This window comes from Euzebya pacifica (assembly GCF_003344865.1).
GTDB lineage: Bacteria > Actinomycetota > Nitriliruptoria > Euzebyales > Euzebyaceae > Euzebya > Euzebya pacifica.
This window is the reverse complement of the sequence record NZ_CP031165.1, coordinates 420591-436160: the sequence shown is the minus strand read 5'-3', so window position 1 is coordinate 436160 and position 15570 is coordinate 420591. Positions and strand designations below refer to the sequence as shown.

The following is a 15570-nucleotide window of genomic DNA, read 5'->3' as shown; positions in this document are numbered from 1 at the left end:
TGTTCCATAGTGGGATGCAGTTTCGAAGAAGGGGTGTACGTGAGCAGGATCGACATCGTGGTGCCGTGCGTGGACCGGAAGCGGGCGGATGCTGCCACGTCCGCGAGCCTGGCCAGCGTTCGTCGTGCAGATCTCGACCAGCAACTCGCCTTGTGGGAGGAGCAGCTGCTCTCCCCTGCGCGTGACGCGATGACGGCCCGAGAACGGTACATGGGCGAGGCATGGCTGCAGTCCCAGCAGCTGGAGGACGACGCCCGGGAGGCGGGGTTCTCCCCCGTCCTTTGGGTCGCCTCCGCGGGCTACGGGTTGATAGCCGCGGACGACGAGATCGTCGGCTACGGAGCGACGTTCTCCCCGCCGAGCGAGGACGACGCCGGACTCGACCCGTCGGGACGCCGCTCGGCAGTCCGTCGTCGACAGTGGTGGAAGGCGCTAGCGCGGTCGCGGGCGTTGCGGACCGGGAGACCCCGCCGCCTCGCCGAGCTACCACCCAGCAACGGCGGGGCACCCGTGATGGTCGTTGCGTCCAGCGCGTACGCCGCCGCCTTCGGCACGGACCTCAGCGAGCTGCTTTCCCATCCACAGGCCATGCTGGTGTGCGCAGGCAAGGATCTGGACGGCACCGCGGACGATCCCGCCTTCGACGCACGGATCGAGGACAAGCTCGCACCTGGCACCCGCCTGTCGCTCAACCAGCGGGCAGCCAGCCTGGTGGTCCAGCGTCTCGGCCGGGGGCTTGACCGTGACGAGATCGCGTCGAGCCTGCGTGACACCACCGCGCTGGCCCGTCCCAAGGTTGTCCCTGACCGTGAGGTGACCACCGACGAGCAGGTGAAGGCATTCATCCGGACGCAGCTGGACCGTGACCCGACGCTGACCCGGTCGCCGCTCCTGCGGAAGTTCCGTGACGACGCCGGCAAGGCATGCGAGCAGAAGCGTTTCGGGAAGCTCTTCGAGGCGGTCAAGCAGGAGAAGCGGGAGAACACCCTTGTCTGAAACCAAGACCATCGAACGCCGCGCCCTCCAGCTGGAGCAGCCCGGCGGGCACGTCCTCTACATGTTCACGTTGTCCCCGTCTGAGATCCTTCAGGTCGCCGACATCTCACGGATCTCTCGCGATGACGAGGGGCAGCTGATCGGCTACCAGCGAGACCAGGTCCGTAGCCATGTCAACGACATCCGCGACTACCTGCGTGGCGATGACATCGTCTTCCCAAACGCGATCATCCTCGCGCTGGACGGTGAGCACCGCTTCCGGTCCTCTCGTGGTCCCGGGGCAACCGACGGGTTGTCACGAAGCGGGACGCTCGAGATCTGCCTGGGTGGAGATCGGAAGCCGGCCTGGATCGTCGACGGACAGCAGCGCGCCTTCGCGCTCGCCGACGTCATGCGTGATGACCTGCCCATCCCCGTCAGCGCGTTCGTCGCTGATCAGGTGTCGGTGCAGCGAGATCAGTTCCTTCGGGTCAACAACACCAAGCCGCTGCCTCGCGGCCTCGTGACCGAGCTCCTCCCGGAGGTCGTCGTGCCCATCTCCCGGAAGCTGGGCATGCGCAAGCTCCCTGCGGCCATCTGCGATCAGCTCAACCGCCAGGACGACTCCCCGTTCCAGGGGATGATCCGCCGACCGTCCTCGGCTCCGGAGGAGCGGAAGCAGGCGCCGATCACCGACACGTCGATCGTCAAGATGCTGGAGGAGAGCCTGCAGCAGTCATCCGGCTGTCTGTTCCCCTACCGCAACCTGGCGACCGGCGAGGCCGACACGGAGACGATCTGGCTGACCGTGACCGCGTACTGGGCAGCGGTGCGGGACACGTTCCCCGAAGCCTGGGGGCTGCCGTCAACGGAGAGCCGGCTGATGCACGGTGCGGGCATACGTGCCATGGGCCGTCTCATGGACAAGGTGATGGCGACGGTCAACCCCAACGCTGACGACGCTCACGAGCAGATCATGGCCGAGCTCGGGACCGTCGCGCCCATCTGCCGTTGGCTGGACGGGCAGTGGGAGGACCTCGGCGACATGGCGTGGAACGACATCCAGAACACCCCGAAGCACGTCCGGGCGTTGTCGAACCTGCTGATCCGTCGTTACGTCACGCAGCGGATGAAGGTTGCGTGATGCTGTTCTACTTCCCGGACAGCCAGGACCAGATCGATCCAACCTTCGACATGGAGCGAGAGGAGCACCCGCCGTTCCACGTTCGGCAGCGCGACGACCGCTACGCCCACGAGGCTCTGACGCTGCGTGCCTACGACGGGATGCTCGTGTCCAAGGCCATGGTGGACGGGGTCGGTGGCAGCAGCGGTCGCTACACGGTCCCCCAGCGTCACCGGCTGTACCGGCAGGGGGCCCACCGCTTCTTCCGGCTCGAGGCCAGCGAGGGACCGCCGCTGATCACCCTCGGCGACTGCGGTGCGTTCACCTACGTCGATGAGCCGGTACCGCCCGTGACACCGGACGAGGTCATTGACTTCTACGACGGCTGCGGGTTCGACGCCGGGATCTCCCCTGACCACGTCATCCTGGCCCATCAGTCCGACCTCGAGCCCACCCTGCCGGGCACCGACGACGTCGATCCGATGTGGAAGGAGCGGCAGGCCATCACCCTCGAGCTGGCGGGTGAGTTCCTGACCCGGCATGCCGCACGCGGATGCACCTTCGAACCGGTCGGGGCTGCGCAGGGCTGGAGCCCGTCGTCGATGGCGTCGTGTGTGGAGCAGCTCCAGCAGATGGGGTACCGACGGGTTGCCCTGGGCGGCATGGTGCCGCTGAAGAACCCGCAGATCCTCGAGGTGCTGGAGGCAGTCGACGCGGTTCGACTGCCCGAGACCCAGCTCCACCTGCTCGGACTCACCCGGGTCGAGCACATGCACGACTTCGCACGGTTCGGGGTGACCAGCTTCGACTCGACGTCGCCGTTCTTCAGGGCGTTCAAGGACGACACCGACAACTACTTCACCGCCGACCGCCGCTACACGGCGATCCGGATCCCCCCGGTCGACGGCAACGCCAAGGTTAAGCGAGCGATCAAGAGCGGGAAGATCGACCACGACGTCGCCCATCAGGCCGAGCAGCGATGCCTACGGCTCGTGCGCGCCTACGCCGACCGGCAGATCGAGATGGACGAGGTCCTGGAGGCCCTGGCGGAGTACCACGCCATGTGGGACGGCAGGGTGCGTACCGACAGATACATCGAAACGCTGAGGGACCGGCCCTGGGAGACCTGTCAGTGCGGTATCTGCGCCGAGGTCGACGTCGAGGTCGTGCTGTTCCGGGGCACAGAACGAAACAAGCGGCGGGGGTTCCACAACGTGGCCATGTTCGCCCAGACACTGCGAGACAAGCTCCAGGAGGGGCACTAGATGACCACCACAACGACCATCCGCGTGCCCGCCATCGAGATCAAGCAGGGCGAGAACCGAACGCTGTACTCCTTCGCGGTCGACGCCAAGTCGATCCATGACTTCGCATCGGTGACCCGAGCGAAGCGTGACGAGGCCAACGCCGTCGAGGGCTACCAGCGCCCGGAGGCCGTCAAGCACATTCGGGCGATCAAGGACTACCTCGAGGCCGAGGATCCGATGATCCCCAACGCCCTCGTGGTGGCGTTCGACTCACGTGTGAAGTTCACCCCGTTGGCGGCGGCCGATGAGGTGGGTTACGCCAGCCATGGTCACCTTGAGATCCCGATCGTCAACGGTTCGGGAGAGGACAAGCCAGGCTTCATCGTCGACGGCCAGCAACGATCGGCCGCGGTGCGGGAGGCCAACGTCGGGGCGTTCCCCATGGCCGTGACCGCCTTCATCACCGACTCGCTCGAGGAGCAGCGCGCCCAGTTCATCCTCGTGAACTCCACCAAGCCGTTGCCCAAGGGCCTGATCCACGAGCTGCTGCCCACGACCCAGGCGAAGCTGCCGAGGCTCCTGGAACGCAAGCGCTTCCCGGCGTACCTGCTGGAGCGCCTGAACTACGACACCGACAGCCCGATGCACCTCCGCATCCGCACCTCGACCAACCCTGACGGGATCATCAAGGACAACTCGGTCCTCCGAATGGTCGACAACTCTCTCACCGAGGGTGGCCTCTACCGTTTCCGGGACCCCTTCACGGGCGCCGGAGACGAAGAACCCATGCTCGCGATCCTCAAGAACTACTGGACGGCTGTGGCGAAGGTTTTTCCGGAAGCCTGGGAGGAGACTCCCCGGCGATCACGCCTCGTGCACGGCGCCGGGGTCATCGCGATGGGCTTCCTCATGGACGCGATCCTCGACCGTGAGTACGACGTGAGGGTCCCGACCATCGAGACGTTCGAGACCGAGATCCGCTCGATCGAGGAGGTGTGTCGCTGGACCCGGGGGTTCTGGGAGTTCGGCCCGGGTGTCGAGCGCCGCTGGAACGAGCTACAGAACACGTCCAAGGATCAGCAGTTGCTGAGCAACTACTTGCTCGCTCAGTACCGGATGACATCAACCTAGCCATCGTCTCGGCTGGTCGATTCTCAAGCCAGTGCGGGGAGATGGTGATGCGGTTCGACGTCGCCTTTCTCGCCCCTTCAAGGAACATGACCGACACCTGGGGTCAGAATCGGGCAGCGTTGCTCCATCCGTTCCGTATGGGACGGCAGAAAAGACTTGGAAGGCGGGACCTGCCAGCCGACCCCTAACTCGCCGGCCAGCTGCGCGACGGGCCGGCCGAGCTTGCCGACCTGCCGGCACACCTCCGCCCGGGCCCGCTCCGTCATGCCGTTGCGGGGTCTGACGACATCATCGCGCCGCTCGGTCCACGTCGCCTTGGGGCACAGCGTTTCGCGGCAGCGCCAGATCCGCTTGGACGACACCAGCCGGGACGGCCGTCCGCCGATCGCCAGGTCCCGTAGTTGCACCGTGCGGCGGCCATGTGGCGTGGCCCACCACCGTACAGTCCAGACAGTCGGGGGGCCGGATGGTGGTCTCCACCGACAGCCACACCTCGCCGTCCACGAGCGTGGCTTCGCGCAGCGCGAAGCCCCAAGCCGAGCAACACGGTGCCCAACGTCGTGTCGTCACCCACCCTGAGGTCTCCGAAGCTTGCTGTATCGACAACCGCGATCATCGCGAGACCTCAGAACCTCAGGTCAGCCGTCACGAACCCTCTTTCCACGCTCAGTCGTGGAAGGCCGGTTTACTGGGCCGGTTGGCGATCTGAGACCAAGCGCACCTCGGTCTCCCAAGGCAGATCCCGCCGTAGATTTCGCCGAGTCTTCTGCAGTGCTTCCACGATCACTTGTCGACCCGCTTGCGTATCTAGGCCCTTTAGGTCCCACTCGGCGGCCCAGAATTCAGGGGTTAGGCTTTCCAAAACCTTGCGGGTCTCCCCATAGACGGAGTCGGGGTCTCCAGCGTCCACCTCACCTCGATCAATAAGCGGCGTGAGATCATCTACCATGAACATCGTCATGGCCACCAACCCCGCCTTACTCAGGAGGCGGGAATCCGCTACCCAGAGATCTGACCACGCCTCCTTGATAGCGCCCCACATAGCAAAGAAGAACCCGATAAGCGCATCATCGTTCTCCAACCCCGGCAACTCCTTCCTACCACAATAGTTCAGTGCCAGTTCAATAGCCGCCGGCCGGACAAGGTTCACCTGGCCCTTACGGTTATCATCAACCGGCCACATTAGACTTCGGTAGAATGGTGAGGCTTCGTCACCATCGACTATTCCGACATACGGCGCACTCGAATCAAGGTTTATTCGAGCAGTCGCCAGACGCGCCCTCAGCTCTTCGTCGTCGTACTGAAGTGCGAGGAGGCGAATGTGATCACTTGGGACTCGGGTAGACTTATTGTTGATGACCAGGAACTGAAATGCGACCTCTAGGTCCGATGGATCGATCAGACCAACGATGTTGAGTGGCATGTCACCATGCTTCGCAGCCGCGCCATAGAGTCGGTGCTGACCATCAATTACTAGCGACTTGGACTTGCCTTCAACTTTAATATGGGTTGAACCCGATTCGTCGATGACACGGACGCCATAGAGGGCGATTGTCAGCGCGGCGGGAATCGTGTTCCTTGGGTCTTGCTCCAAGTACTTCGAAATGGCATTGGTCTTGGCCGGACTCTTTCGCCTTTGAACTCCCCCACTCTTGCCAACCTCGGCCCTATCAACCTCGCACCACTCCAGGAGGTCGCCTGCGGGCGCGGAGAAGAGGACGCAGACAGGCGCCTCTTCAACTGACGGCCTCTGTTCAACCTGCAAGCAAGGGTATTGGTACACAGAAGTTCCTTCAGTATTTGTATTCAATAGTACTTCCTTGCCTCGCGAGCGACATCTATGAAGTCCACAGGCTGTGTTCGTCCTTCAAGTTCTAAGGACTGGATGGGTCCTCGGGCGTACAGTGCTTCCTTCAGCGATTTGGCTTGGGAGTCTCGTTCCGCCCGAAACAGCATCACAGCGATCCGGTATTTGGTGGAGTCAAAAGTTTCGACTTCGTTCTGCGAAGGTCGCGGTCTAACGTGGAACCCCTGAAACCAGAATTCGGTCCATAACGCAGCGTGATTCCGGGCGGAATTACAGCCCTTGCACGCGGGGGCAAGGTTCTCAAAGTCTGTGTCGCCACCGAGACTGCTCGGCCAAACATGCTCGACGGTCAACCGCTTCCCGTCCGCCTCCGTTGAATTGCGCCCACAGTAAATACAATGGTCTGGATGCGTATCACGCACTTCCCTGCTCAGTGCCGGACTTGGCGACTTGTCACACACTTCGAGGGCATCCATGAGCAAGGGTAAAATCCTGCGTACCTGTTCCACCGCGACGTGACACTCATGCAGGATAAGGTCCGTCAGATAGGAGTCGAATGCAACCGGGTCACTCTTAAGCATTTCACTCCGCGCCCACCGGGCCCCCTTCATAAGTCTTCCAAACATTGAGAACGCCTGGGTTGTCGAGAGGAAGTTGGAACCCAATTCCTCCCGGTCGATGAGGGAAGCACGTCGATCAATCTCCGCGGCTATCTGTATCTCCACCCGACAGAGATCACGTATGCGACGGAACAGGCGCTCTCCCCTTGTGGCAAACGGAATAAAGTCCATTACCGAACCAGCGGCGACCTTAGCCGTCACGGGCCAACCTCCTGAGGATCGCGGTAGTCCCCAATGCGTTTATATCCAGACAGGGGAACGGGGCGCGTTGGGCCCTGATGAAGTCTGTCGCAGCATGCTTCGCAGCCACCGTGACGATGGCAGCGATGTCAACGTTCTGCGCAATGGATCCGAGACGATCGCTTCCTCCGTGGTCGTTTGCAACGTGCACCTGGGTCCCGCCGCCAAGAGCGCGGAGGATAGCGGCGGCGCGGCGCGCCGGGCGTTCCATAAGGGAGTAGATCAGGATCCGCTTGCCGCGGAGGTGCTCGTAGGGAAGCGGTTCCTCGGCCGCCGCGGAGTGCTTGAGGTCGGCTGGGATGTCGGTGCCGCAGGCGGTGGCGGAGTCCAGGAGCGCCTCGTACAGGCCCCGGTTCACGCTCGACCAGCAGGTCCGGAGCTCGTCGACGATCCTGGTGGTGAGCCGCGCGGCGAGCGCCCGGTCGTCGCCAACGGCCACTTCGACAACCTCACCGAGTACGTCGATGGCCCACTCCGCGGAACTCGGCCCCATGTGGGCGTGGACCAGGTCCTCCAGCACGTCGACCACATCTTCGAGGGGCACCACTCCGCCCCCGTCGAGAACGTCCTCGAGCATCTCGCTGGCCGCTAGGCGGTCCGGCTCTCGCCGGCTTTCGCTGATGGATAGCGCAAGCAGACAGGTCAGGCCGAGGTCGGCGCGCTGCTCCCCGGTCAGGAGATCCCGGTGCGCGGAGCGCAGTTGACCGACGACCGACGCCAGCAGGCCTGGTTCGATCCCCGGAACGATCTCCAGCACCTGCTCGGGATCCGCGGCAGCCCAGTCACCGGACGGCTCGTAGGTCTGGGCGCGTTCGTCGCCGTCAGCCGCCAACCGGAGCCAGGCCGCCCAGGACGTGGGTGCACCGCCGGTAGCCCGGGCCTGCAAGTCCTCCACGATCGAGGCGATGCTCACATGGGTCCACTGAACGTTGCCGAGCGGTCCCAGATCCCGCGACGTCACGGCGAGCGCGCGGGTTGCCGCGCCCTTGTCCCCGAGCGTGTGCGCTGCCTGGAGCACGGTCTGCGCTGCGAACGGATCAATCGGACCGGGCAACCGCTCGGCGATGGTCAGCACCCCAGCGTGGTCGTGCTGACCCGCAGCGCTGTAGAGCTGACCAAGGTCTGGAACGGTAGGAGCTTCGGGAGCACTCGCAGAGCCTGCGCCGCCAGCGGCGTCACCATGGCCGAGGATCTCGATGACGATGGCGTCGTCGGTGCTGTTGAGCAACCGCTCGACCGTCAGTGGGCGGTCGCCGAGAAGCAACGCCTGGACGATCAGGTCAGCGCGGCCGGCGGGCGCACCGCCTTGGATCGCGATGCCGGGAACCTCCGGGGGAATCTGGTCCCGCAACCGCATCAGCGCGTCAACGTCGCCAGCCTCGTCGTGCTCCGCCAGATCACGCTGGTAGACGGCGTCGTCGATCGCCCTGACCACTCCTGGCGGGACCCTCATCCGCTCCAGACGATCAAGCATGGTCGGGGCCAGGAGCTCATCCCAAGCGTGAAGCCGGTGCAGCATCTCCACGCGGAGGAAAAGCAGGTTGGCCTCGTCAACCAGTCGTCGGTCGCGGATGACGCCCAGCACCGCTGCCGCGGCGTCCCGCTGTCCTCGGCCAGCCGCCTTGTGCATGTCCTCGATGAGCGCGCGCAGGCGAAAGGAGCTGAACGCAGGACGGTCCGGCCTGCCGTCAACAAGATCGACGAGAGACGAGAGACGAGACCGGACGGTCTCCCGATGCGTCGAGTCCCCACGGGGCAGAACCTCGAATCGCACGACGCGGCCCGGAAGTTCGTCCTCCAGCCACGCATCGAAGGGGTCGTCAGGATCCAGGACACCGCGGTTGGCCTCCATGTCGGTGAACGACGCGCCGAGCCACTGGATCAGCAACCCCTCCATTTCCCGGCGGGCGTTGCCGCCGGGGGTGAGTCCGTACCACCGCAGCGTCCCATCATGGGCACGTGGCAAGAAGGCACTCCCCTCCCGGCTCTCGAACCGGGCGACCCACGGATCCAAGGCGGCTCGGAACTCCGTCGGGAGACTGGCCGGACTGATCGCGTTGCCATCACCGAAGAACTGCTCGATCACCGACGTCATGACAGGCTTCCTCCGTACAGCTGCTCCAAGGAGAGCCGTTCCCGTTCGATTCGGTCGGTGTCGTCGGTGAACGTGACGTGCTCGGTGTTCTTGATCCGTCCGTTGTGTGTCAGGTTCATGGACCCGCTGACCATCAGACGCGAGGAGAGCAGGATCTTCTCGTGCAGGTCCTCCTTGGTTGCCAGCCGGAGCACCCCCGAGGTCGACCTGCCGCGGATGTCCTCGAGACGCCGGAGGACGGGTCGGTTGTGGCTCACGTCCCGAACCACGACGTTGACCTCGGCACCAACGGAGACCTGGTGGTCCAAGAGCTCGATGAGCCTGAGGCTCCGGACCGGGAGCGCCGGCGCGATCTCAAGCAACTCGCCGCCCCGGTTGTCGACCAGGTCCACGTCGCTGAGCCATGCCGACACGATCCAGAACGGCTTCGACGGGGCGATGAGCTCGCTGACGAACAGCTTGTGCAGCTCCCGGTCCAGCGCGGGCTCGGCGCCGTCGCCACGGAGTGAAATGTCGCGGGATCCCATCACGCGTCCTCCGGCAGCTCGAGACGAACGAGAAGCCCGCCGCCGTCGAACTCACGAATCTGGGCCACACGCGGGTACAGCTGCAGGTAGTCCAGGTCGACGGCGGTCACGGTAGTGCTGGCGAGGAACGACGCCAACCGTTCCCGTTCGGTCCCCGCAGCCCGCACGTCGACCGCAGCGTGCGAGCGGAGCGCGTCCGCAACCTTGACTTCGGCCCCGTTATCGGTCAGGTCAACGACGACTGGGTCGTGGCCTGTCAGGAGCGTCTCGAGCAGCGCGGGGGCGGGGGCCGGAGCGTCGTCGAACGGGTTCCAGCTGGACAGGTTCGCGGCCTGCAACCGCCAGCCGCGCGGCCAGAGCACCAGCTGCAGCGTTTCCAAGAGCTTGCGGTCCAGACTCCCCGAGTTGGCTGAGTCCAGGAAGCACCAGGTCCGAACCTCGATATCGATCCCGAGGCGCTCCTCAAGCTCCTTCCACCGTGTGTGCGAGTCGTGGACCTGCTGGTCGATCGTGGCGTCGGAGCCAGGGCGCAGGAGTCGGTTGGCGACGGCCGCGACCGTGTCAGGCACGGCTGGCACGCCTGCCTCCTCCATCGCGCTCCGGACGGTGGCCAGCGCTGCCACGCGCGACTCCATCGTCTGCACGGCCCGGTATGCGGCGAAGGCTGATCGAAGGCTCGTGTCGCTGGTTGCGGCAGCCAGCACCCGCTCGAGTGCGTCGCCGATGCGTTGCTCCGGTCCCGGCCGCATGGCGGTCCGGACCAGCCGCTGGAAGCGAACGGGGTCCCTGCCTATCGCCTCGGCCACGGCCTCGAGGAAGCCACCGCCTCCGATAGACGTTTCTGACAGCCAAACCTCGCCCGTCCTCGGCTTGCCCTCCGCGTCGAAGCCGGGCTCCACATCGACGACCACACCTTCTGGGTCATGAGCGGGGCACTGCTGCGCGGCCGCGACGAGCATGGCTTCCCCGAGGGTGCGACGAAGGCGGGTGGCCACCCATCTGTTGGCTTCCTCGTCAGGGTCCGACCACAGGACTGGCACGATGCGCGCGATTCCGCTGGCGACCTCGTCGCGGTCCAGCAGGTCCTCAAGTTCGCCGACGAGCCGCGCCGGGCCGCTGTCCACATCGACCTCGTCGATCTTGAGACCGGGACTGGAGAACAGGATCGACATCGACTCCTCCAGTCGGTTCTTGAGGTCGGCCCTCACGGTTTCCCACGCTTCGGGCAACCCAAGGTTCTGGGAGGTGGCGACGCCGAGGATCGACGTCAGCACGACGTCGTGGAGCCAGCCGAGCAGGAACGGGTTGGCCTGCTCGCTGAGCGCCTCGTCGGTCGTGACCCGGTGGTGGAACCATGCGCTTCGGAGGCCGCGGCCGTGCGCGCCGTCCCACCGCACGTCGTCGGTCCCGATAGTGACGGTGCCCCTGATGGCGTCAACGTCGAACGCGCCACCGAGCGCCGCCGGACCGCCATCGTTCTCGAACCGCACGTCGATGCCCAGATCGCCGCCACCCTTGAAGGTCAACCGGCCGTGTGAGCCGATGCTGCCCCGTCGCGCCTCGACCTCGGCATGGTCGCGATGGAGGAACGCGGTGAGTCCGTTGAGAACGCTGCCGACCGGATCGGCGGTGACGACCGGCAGGTCACTGCCGGTTCCGGAAGGCAGGAGCTGGGAGCGCCAGATCGGACGGGCGTTGCTGGAGGGCTTGATGTCGTCCGGCGGGCGGGCCGCTTGGACACCGGTCGGACGGAGGAGCGGAAGCTGGGCAGGGCCGTCGGGCCCGTCGATGGTGATGCTGCCCTCGCGGCGCCACGCATCGACGAAGGTGCCGATCTCCAGTGACCCCCGGGGGTTGGATGGCGGGGCGATCCAGTGGAGGTCTAGCCCGCTCTTGATCGCGAACCGACGAGACACCCGTCCTGGCGCGAACTCGCGCAGGCCTTGGACGAGCCCCATCGGCTGCACGTCATCGTCGTAGCCACGGTCGGGTGGTCCGACCGGAAGGTGGAGCACCATTTCAGGGAGGGCAAGCTCGCTGAACAGATTCTCGGGCATGAACTCCGGAAGTGGCTGCTTGGCTCCTCGGTCAAGCGGCGGCCCGGCGCCGTCGACCGTGACAGCCCGCCAGCCGGTCTCCAGCCGGCGAAGCAGAGCTGGGACGGCGCCGAGAAGGATCGCGCGCGGGGGGTGCCAGAGCAGCTCGTCCGCGACCTGCGGCTCGATGCCGAGCGACTCCTGAAGGTGGGACCGCAGGGCTCGCTGCAGATCCTTGCTCGACAGGAGGCCGCGCAACAGGCCGGCCGCGTCCTGCTGTCGTTGACGGGCCTCGTCGCCCCACTTGTCGCCCTTGTTGTTGGGTCCCTGCAGGTCCTGCCACAGGTTGCCGTCGTCGGCTTTCAGCTCCCGGGCGACCCATTCCAGAAGTGATCCAGTCGCCTGCATACGGAGCACGTGGATGTTCGCAACGGGTAGGCGTCGCGCGGGGAGGACCGGGTCGAACAGCCGATCCCAGCTCTCGAACGCCTGACGGTCCCTGCCGTAGTCGGACAGCACGACCGCCGTGATGGGCCGCATCCCGCGCGGACGGCCCGCGCGACCCTTGCGCTGCAGGAACGAGGCGACGTCCCGCGGTGCCTTGTGCTGGATGACAGCTCCGACGTCGGGATCGTCGAAGCCCACCTCGAGCGACGCGGTTGCGACGACGAGCGGTTTGCGGCTGTCGACGCCGGCGTCCTGGCTGGAGACCCGCTGGACCTCGAGCCGGTCGCTCTCCGAAAGCCCGTGCCCAAGGGAAATCGGAAGGTCCCACAGCTGGCCAGCGGCTCGGCGTTCGGTGACGTCGCCGTGCGTCGGGTGGCGCAGGTGGGCGAGTGATGCGCGATAGGGCTTGTCCGTGGCCGCCCACGGCTGAGCCCGCATCCCCTCGGCGTCGAGGAGGTCGAAGTAGAGCCTGTTGGTGACGTCCAGATCGTCGGTGAAGCAGAAGACCTTGCTGCCGTACAGTCCTCCGGAGACCGGCTGCCCGATGGGGTCGAGGACGCGGCCCAGCAACATGGCGGTCTGGATCGTGGTGGAGAGCACCCCGGCGCCCGAGACCGGGTCGGACCTCACCGCGAGGAGGTACTCGGCGCCCTCGGGAACGAGCTCGTCGTCGTACGGTTCGACAGGCGTCACGCGATCCTCATCCAGACCGATGAGGTCAGCGAAGAACGGTCCCGCGTCGGTGAGCGTTGCGGAGAGGCCGACGAACGCTGGCTCGGTGCGCAGCCTGCGACGCCAACGGCGAAGAAGCAACGCCGTCATCGCACCTGTGGTCCCGCCGTAAGTGTGGACCTCGTCGAGCAGCACCAGGGCCGGCCCCCGATGGGCGTCGATGCCGTAGACGTGGGCGCTGCTGGGGTCCAGCAGCCCGCGGTTGAGCATCTCGGTGGAGGAGAAGAGCAGATCCGGTGGCCTGCGACGCATCTGGTCGCGCGTGATGGCGAAGTCGTCGGAGGACAGCACGAACCCGCAGTCGGCGCAGCAGAGCTCCGACGGGTCCCAGCCGCTGCTGGAGGTGTCGAGCACGAGGTCCCCGTGACAGCGACCGGTCCCCGTGGAGGCCGGTCCAGGGCAGCGAAGGTACGGGCAGACGAAGCTGCCCTTGCCCCGCTTGGGCCAGCGACCGTATTTGCCCTTGAGGTGGCTCACCCCGTGGGGGACGTCCCCGAAAAGGACGCCGATCCGCATCGGGCGCCCCTTGGCAGAAACGAGGGTCCCGCGAACCTTCTGGGCGTTCTCGACCGCGGTTTGCAGCTGATCCTTCAAGAGCTCGTTGCGGGGGTAGAGGGCGACGACCTTCGTCCACGACTGGCCATCGAGCAGATCGCTGACCGCCATGTAGGCGGGCAGGTAGAACGCCAAGGTCTTACCCGCGCCAGTCCCCGCCCCGACGATGACCCCACGGGACTTGGTCGCCTTGACGTCATCCAGGATCTGCTGGGTCGCACGTTTCTGGAAGCCGGACAGCTTGAACCCGGCGGTCAGCTCGTCCCCGACCGCTCGTCGCAGGCCACCGTCCTGGGCCACGTCGTCCAGCAGATCGGGGGGGAGCACGTCTCGGAGCGGATACCGGCGAGGGCGGCGGAGGAAGCGGAACCCCCCGACCAAGGTTGGGGCTCCCCGCCAAGATCCCACTCGGTCTGGCCGGTCGGGGAACAGCTGTCGGAGTCGGGCCAGCAGCCGGACCCCCTCGCCCAGCCGGGACCGGAAGATGGGCTGCCCGGACACTTGGTGCTCGTGAAGCAGACCACGAAGCTTCAGCCAATCGATGACGTCATCAACGTCGTCGTCCAGCGAGTGGGCCCCCAGCCAGGCCTCGATGAGGTCGTCGAGTTCGGCAGAAGAGAGTCCGCCATCCACCACCCCCCAGCTGAGGAGCGCGTCCTCCGAGGCCTCCAGACGGTCGAGCAGATCCTCGGCAACACCATCCGGCCATCGGGTCCCGTCGTCACCGTCTCGATTCAGTGCGCTGATCGGTTTCCCCCTGCGTTGACTTTCAGGAACGAGCGGTCGCGGAGGCTACCCCAACGAATGACGGGGCGGCTCAAGCCCTGGCGGCAACCGTCCGTGCCAGGTCCTTGACCGCGGCCCCAGTGTTGTTGATCCGCGGTCCGTTGGGCCCGGTGACCACAGCGGTACCGAACCAGTCCGGCGACTCGCGCCGCCAGTCGAATGAAGCAACCGCCTTCTCGAACCGAAGCTGCCAGTCATCGCCCCACAGGCACATCACTTCCCCGGCAGCCATGGCGAGACCTTGCATGGCTAGGCCGTGGGGGAAGAGGTAGTCCTGACGAAGGAGGGCCGCGGGCGAAAGCTTGGAGGACGTGGGCTCGTTCCTCAGAACGCAGTCCCATTCGTCCCGGAAGCACCGGACGACAACGTCCCAAACGCGGCAGACCCGCTCCGTCAGGACATCGAGGTCGCCATCAAAGAGACGGTTCCTCGCTGATGCGACCGCCGCCCGGGACGGAGGTGCCACTTGCTCGTGCAGCCCTTCGTCGATCTTTCCCAGCGCAGTGACGATCTCGAAGTCGCCCTTGACGATGGTGTTCAGCGTGATCACGGAGTCTCCTGGCAGACGTCCGTTTCGCTTGTTGACCCTCCCCTTGAAGAGATCCACGCTATCTGCCACAGCCTTGGCCAGGAGCGCCTCCGGATCGCGGGAGTCGAAGTCGTAGCCGATGGTCTTCGACACCGGCCGGGCGTTGAGGTTGAGGTCCGCGAACAGTTGACGGACCTGTTCGAATCCTGTGAAGGGCAAGAGCACTACGGGGATCTGCTCCACGCCGATGTTGGGGTCCGTCTGCATCGCGGCGAAGCATGAAAGCAGCCGGTGCTGACCGTCTCCGGGAAACAACCGGACACTGCCCGTGAGATGCAGGCGTCCCAACCGGCTTCGACCGGGACTGATGCCCCACTTGGGGGCCCGTTCGAACGCCCAGCCCCAGTCCTCACCCAGGTTCTCTGGATCGCCCTCGACCAGATCGTCGTCCAGGTCCAGGGGCATGATGATCAGGGTTACCGCGCTGTAGAAGTGATCCGCGGCGTCGAGAAGGTAGCTGGACATCTTCCTAGTGCGGGAGGCGGAATGTGCTCGCTGCATCTCCTCATCCGCCTCGAGGCGCTCAGCGAGGTCTTCAGGGAACACCACCCGCCCGTCCAGCTCGGCAATGGAAACCGTTCCGGTGAAGTACCGGTGGATTCCCTGCGAACCCTCACTCACATCAATCGTCAGCATCACTCAACACCACCCTCGGGTTCG

At 65.4% G+C, this 15570-nt stretch carries 10 protein-coding genes and 1 pseudogene; 4 read left to right on the top strand and 7 right to left on the bottom strand.

Annotated features, from left to right (window positions below; all coding sequences use genetic code 11):
* Nucleotides 1-39: 39 nt before the first annotated feature.
* From DVS28_RS01705 to dbpB (DVS28_RS01690), 4 genes are read left to right on the top strand one after another with little or no spacing between them, the layout of a single operon-like run.
* Nucleotides 40-996: a hypothetical protein gene (locus DVS28_RS01705; RefSeq protein ID WP_164709807.1), complete on the top strand. Its 957-nt coding sequence runs from the start codon at nucleotides 40-42 to the stop codon at nucleotides 994-996.
* Nucleotides 989-2119, top strand: coding sequence for a DGQHR domain-containing protein DpdB (dbpB, locus tag DVS28_RS01700; RefSeq protein ID WP_114589911.1), 1131 nt, complete (start codon nucleotides 989-991; stop codon nucleotides 2117-2119). Before DVS28_RS01705 ends, dbpB (DVS28_RS01700) begins: the two co-directional genes overlap by 8 nt.
* Nucleotides 2119-3363: a tRNA-guanine transglycosylase DpdA gene (gene dpdA, locus DVS28_RS01695; protein WP_114589910.1), complete on the top strand. Its 1245-nt coding sequence runs from the start codon at nucleotides 2119-2121 to the stop codon at nucleotides 3361-3363. The genes dbpB (DVS28_RS01700) and dpdA overlap by 1 nt, the downstream gene beginning before the upstream one ends.
* Complete coding sequence (gene dbpB, locus DVS28_RS01690; RefSeq protein ID WP_114589909.1) at nucleotides 3364-4476, top strand: DGQHR domain-containing protein DpdB; 1113 nt, start codon at nucleotides 3364-3366, stop codon at nucleotides 4474-4476.
* Between the two features lie 77 nt (nucleotides 4477-4553).
* Here the strand turns inward: dbpB (DVS28_RS01690) and DVS28_RS28060 are convergent.
* The 7 genes and pseudogenes from DVS28_RS28060 to DVS28_RS01660 form a co-directional block, all read right to left on the bottom strand.
* Nucleotides 4554-4886, bottom strand: a pseudogene (locus DVS28_RS28060) (hypothetical protein); the annotation flags it as partial.
* A gap of 275 nt (nucleotides 4887-5161) precedes the next feature.
* Nucleotides 5162-6241 carry a DGQHR domain-containing protein gene (locus tag DVS28_RS01685; protein WP_164709805.1) on the bottom strand — a complete coding sequence of 360 codons (1080 nt, stop codon included), beginning with the start codon at nucleotides 6239-6241 and terminating at the stop codon, nucleotides 5162-5164.
* A gap of 41 nt (nucleotides 6242-6282) precedes the next feature.
* Nucleotides 6283-7104, bottom strand: coding sequence for an HNH endonuclease (locus DVS28_RS01680; RefSeq protein WP_164709804.1), 822 nt, complete (start codon nucleotides 7102-7104; stop codon nucleotides 6283-6285).
* Nucleotides 7094-9238: a protein DpdD gene (gene dpdD, locus DVS28_RS01675; protein ID WP_114589906.1), complete on the bottom strand. Its 2145-nt coding sequence runs from the start codon at nucleotides 9236-9238 to the stop codon at nucleotides 7094-7096. Before dpdD ends, DVS28_RS01680 begins: the two co-directional genes overlap by 11 nt.
* Nucleotides 9235-9765 carry a phospholipase D-like domain-containing protein DpdK gene (dpdK, locus tag DVS28_RS01670; RefSeq protein ID WP_114589905.1) on the bottom strand — a complete coding sequence of 177 codons (531 nt, stop codon included), beginning with the start codon at nucleotides 9763-9765 and terminating at the stop codon, nucleotides 9235-9237. Before dpdK ends, dpdD begins: the two co-directional genes overlap by 4 nt.
* A complete protein-coding gene (gene dpdJ, locus DVS28_RS01665) occupies nucleotides 9765-14207 on the bottom strand; it encodes a protein DpdJ (RefSeq protein ID WP_281273558.1) in 4443 nt (1480 codons plus the stop codon). Before dpdJ ends, dpdK begins: the two co-directional genes overlap by 1 nt.
* A 145-nt stretch (nucleotides 14208-14352) precedes the next feature.
* The gene (locus DVS28_RS01660; protein ID WP_114589903.1) at nucleotides 14353-15546 is read right to left on the bottom strand and encodes a DNA sulfur modification protein DndB; all 1194 of its coding nucleotides are present in this window, start codon (nucleotides 15544-15546) and stop codon (nucleotides 14353-14355) included.
* Nucleotides 15547-15570 lie beyond the last annotated feature (24 nt).

Excerpts from the sequence above, each read along its gene's own strand:
- dpdK (WP_114589905.1), bottom strand. The coding sequence starts at position 9,765 with ATGGGATCCCGCGACATTTCACTCCGTGGCGACGGCGCCGAGCCCGCG.
- dbpB (WP_114589909.1), top strand. The coding sequence starts at position 3,364 with ATGACCACCACAACGACCATCCGCGTGCCCGCCATCGAGATCAAGCAG.
- dpdA (WP_114589910.1), top strand. The coding sequence starts at position 2,119 with ATGCTGTTCTACTTCCCGGACAGCCAGGACCAGATCGATCCAACCTTC.
- DVS28_RS01660 (WP_114589903.1), bottom strand. The coding sequence starts at position 15,546 with ATGCTGACGATTGATGTGAGTGAGGGTTCGCAGGGAATCCACCGGTAC.
- dpdD (WP_114589906.1), bottom strand. The coding sequence starts at position 9,238 with ATGACGTCGGTGATCGAGCAGTTCTTCGGTGATGGCAACGCGATCAGT.